3 protein-coding genes and 1 pseudogene are annotated in these 2240 nt (G+C 68.3%); 3 read left to right on the top strand and 1 reads right to left on the bottom strand.

The genetic code is table 11. The annotated features are described in order from the left end of the window. Positions 1-266, bottom strand: a pseudogene (locus FV230_RS27515) (hypothetical protein); the annotation flags it as partial. 241 nt (positions 267-507) lie between these two features. On the opposite strand from FV230_RS27515, the gene FV230_RS27510 reads away from it, so the two are divergent. The 3 genes from FV230_RS27510 to FV230_RS30110 all read left to right on the top strand — a co-directional run bounded on the left by FV230_RS27510 (position 508) and on the right by FV230_RS30110 (position 2045). Further along, on the top strand, positions 508-1107 hold the full coding sequence (locus FV230_RS27510) for a superoxide dismutase (RefSeq protein WP_147844624.1): 600 nt from the start codon (positions 508-510) through the stop codon (positions 1105-1107). A gap of 404 nt (positions 1108-1511) precedes the next feature. Beyond that, on the top strand, positions 1512-1898 hold the full coding sequence (locus FV230_RS27505) for a hypothetical protein (protein WP_147844623.1): 387 nt from the start codon (positions 1512-1514) through the stop codon (positions 1896-1898). Between the two features lie 3 nt (positions 1899-1901). Further along, positions 1902-2045, top strand: a complete 144-nt coding sequence (locus FV230_RS30110; RefSeq protein ID WP_187274983.1) for a hypothetical protein — start codon at positions 1902-1904, stop codon at positions 2043-2045. Positions 2046-2240 lie beyond the last annotated feature (195 nt).

The raw sequence follows: 2240 nt of genomic DNA, 5'->3' as shown, positions 1-2240 counted from the left end.
GGGGCCGCCGGGGGCAGGCGGACCCCGTCCTGCATCGTGCTGACGGCGTCGACGATGCGGCGGGCGTCGAAGGCGTGCGCGACCCGGCGCAGGCCCATCGCCACCACCGCGAGGCCGGAGAGCACCGCCCCAGCCGAGGCGACGGTCGCGCCCGCGATCACCATGGAGAGCCCGCTCTCCAGGCGGACGAAGGGGAACCCCTGGATCACGGCGACGACGCCGCCGATCACCATCGCGGCACTGAGCGCGAACAGCGCAATGATCATGGAACTCTCGAAGTCGGGGCCGGATACGCCAGGATCGTAGTAAGACCTTGCCGGCGTTTTGCAAAACGCCGGCGACCCGGAGTCGGCCCCGCGGCGTGGCGGTTTCCACGGGCTTCGTGCCGGTTCCGGCGTTGTCGCGGCGGGGGCACCGACTTACCTTCCGGTCGTTACCCCGTCGAGCGCGGCGCGCGGCGCGATTCCGCACGCCCGTCCAGAAGACCTCGACAAGACGGAGAATCTGATGACCTTCACCCTGCCGGAACTGCCCTACGCCTACGACGCGCTGGCCCCGTACATGTCGAAGGAAACCCTCGAGTTCCACCACGACAAGCACCACAAGGCCTACGTCGACACCGGCAACAAGCTGCTCGAGGGCAGCGGTCTCGAGGGCAAGAGCGTCGAGGAGATCGTCACGGCGAGCTACGGCAACAACCAGCCGCTGTTCAACAATGCCGGCCAGCACTTCAACCACCTGCACTTCTGGCAGTGGATGAAGCCCAACGGCGGCGGCGCGATCCCGGGCAGCCTCGCCAAGAAGATCGACGAGGATCTCGGCGGCGCGGAGAAGTTCAAGGCGGACTTCATCCAGGCCGGCATCGGCCAGTTCGGCTCGGGCTGGGCCTGGCTCGCGGTCAAGGACGGCAAGCTCGCCATCATGAAGACCCCGAACGGCGAGAACCCGCTGGTGCACGGCGCCAAGCCGATCCTCGGCGTCGACGTGTGGGAGCACTCCTACTACATCGACTACCGCAACCGCCGCCCCGACTACCTCAAGGCGTTCCTGGAGAACCTCGTGAACTGGGAACACGTCGAGACGCTGTACGGCGAAGCCACCGCCTGAGGCGGCGTGGCGGAGGTCGCCGCTCGGCGGGCCGGGCGTCGCACCTCGCGGCGTCACGTCCCGGATCGGCGACGGCCTTCACCCATCTCTTGGACGATCACGCCACCGCCTCTTCCCTCCCCCCGACGGATCTCGGGCTTGCCCGAGATCCGCACCCCCGTGTGCCCAAGTCGGGCAGGCCCGACTTGGGTGCGGGGGAGGGAAGCCACCCCTGACAGGCGTCGTCCCGCCCCGAGGCGTCCAGCACCGGCCGTTTTCGTGGCGTTCGATCGCACGGCCGGTGCAGGTCGACCAACGGGCCGCGTCCAAGCTTGGCGACGGCGGCGTCCATCCGCCTACGACCCGCATTGTCCCGCCGGTCGGGAGCGCCCGTTTCCCGGCGCAGGTCTCCGAGGGGGAAATCGATGCCCGGCGACCTCGCAGGTCTTCTCGACGGCTCGGCTAACTGGATCGCCGACCGAACCGGAACCAGGCTGGCCCTTCCCCTTCTCGGCGCCCTGGCCGGTTTTGCGGCCGCGGCTCTGCGACTGTACTTCTCGCATCGGCGGAGGCGGATCGAACTCGAGCCCGATCTCAGGAAGCTCGAGGCCAAGCGTTGGAATGAGCACATCAAGCTCTATGGCAGCTTCTCGAACACGCTGGGGATCGCTATCGTAGGTGCCGCCTTCATCGTACCCTACGTCAAGGATCACAACTGGCCGCAGGGCGAAGCCATCTGGTGGATGCTCCTCGGCGCCGCGCTGCCCGCCTCCGGGCAGTTCGTCATTCGGTTCATCCAGAGCGAGAGTTGAGCGATGCCCGACACGAATCTCCTCCTTCTGCTGGTCGGCGTCGTCATCGGCGGGGCCGTGGGTTTCTTCGCTCTCGGCAGCCGGGCGTTCCGCCCGCGCGGCGCGGAACAGGGCTCGGCCAGCAAACCCGTCTCTGCGCATCGCTGATCCGCCCCCCGGCTCAGACGGGCAACAGCCTTCATCCATCCAGGCGACGGTGAATCCACCCCAACTTCCCTCCCCCCTCTGCGGGGGAGGGTGAGCCTCGCGTCAGCGAAGGTCGGGTGAGGGGAGCGCCATATCCGGACAGCGCGCTCCCCTCTCCCGACCCGCTTCGCGGGCCACCCTCCCCCGCACAGGGGG

The sequence above is a fragment of the Methylobacterium sp. WL6 genome (assembly GCF_008040095.1).
Classification (GTDB): Bacteria; Pseudomonadota; Alphaproteobacteria; order Rhizobiales; family Beijerinckiaceae; genus Methylobacterium.
The sequence above is the reverse complement of the archived record's forward strand: the minus strand, read 5'-3'. Positions and strand labels throughout refer to the sequence as shown.